This window comes from Pseudoalteromonas sp. APC 3495, assembly GCF_030407645.1.
GTDB lineage: Bacteria > Pseudomonadota > Gammaproteobacteria > Enterobacterales > Alteromonadaceae > Pseudoalteromonas > Pseudoalteromonas tetraodonis.
Genome location: NZ_JASDDA010000104.1, coordinates 1 through 868 on the forward strand (window position 1 = coordinate 1; position 868 = coordinate 868).

Sequence of the window (868 nt, forward strand, 5' to 3'; positions counted from 1 at the left end):
CTGTTTATAATAGCTAAAATAGTAATAATCGATGAGGTTAGTGTGCAAATAACACAAGGTATGGAATATTTTTTTTCAGGGTTTAAGTTAATTAGTCAAAAAGGGCTAAAACGCTTTGTACTTATACCCCTACTTATTAATATTTTATTATTTGGTAGCTCCTTATTCTTTTTATTTGGCTGGCTTAGTGATGGCTTTAATGCCGTAAACGCCATGCTCCCAGAATGGCTAAGTTGGCTCGAATGGTTAATGTGGCCAATTGCTGTGCTGGTGGTGCTGTTTAGTTACAGTATGTTATTTACCGTTATTACTAACTTTATCGCCGCACCTTTTAATGGCTTACTAAGTGAAAAGGTAGAGCTTTACTTAACTGGTCAAAAAATTAACGACGACGGATTAGCTGATTTAGTTAAAGATGTTCCGCGAATGCTGGGCCGGGAATGGACTAAGCTTTGCTACTACCTCCCACGCGCTATCGGCTTTTTTATTTTATTGTGGGTACTACCTGTAATAGGCCAAGTGCTATGGGTGCTTTTTACCTGCTGGATGTATGCGGTGCAATATAAAGATTATGCTTTTGATAATCACAAAATTAGCTTTACACAAATGAAAAATGACTTAAAAAGCAAACAAGGGTTATCTTATGGGTTTGGCTTTGCCGTGATGCTGCTAACCGCTATCCCATTTGTAAATTTAATTGTTATGCCTGTGGCGGTATGTGGTGCCACACGATTATGGGTTGAAAATTACCGACCACAATACCGTAGTTAAAATAAAAAATGGGCCACTTGGCCTAATGCCAGTCAGTTAAGAACTGACTGGCATTTTCTTTTATAGGGGTACTTATTCGGCTTCTTTCTTATCACCC

At 38.2% G+C, this 868-nt stretch carries 1 protein-coding gene; it reads left to right on the top strand.

The window, feature by feature from the left end; translation table 11 throughout:
* Window positions 1–42: 42 nt before the first annotated feature.
* Window positions 43–771, top strand: a complete 729-nt coding sequence (gene cysZ, locus QL984_RS18455; protein WP_033103808.1) for a sulfate transporter CysZ — start codon at window positions 43–45, stop codon at window positions 769–771.
* Window positions 772–868 lie beyond the last annotated feature (97 nt).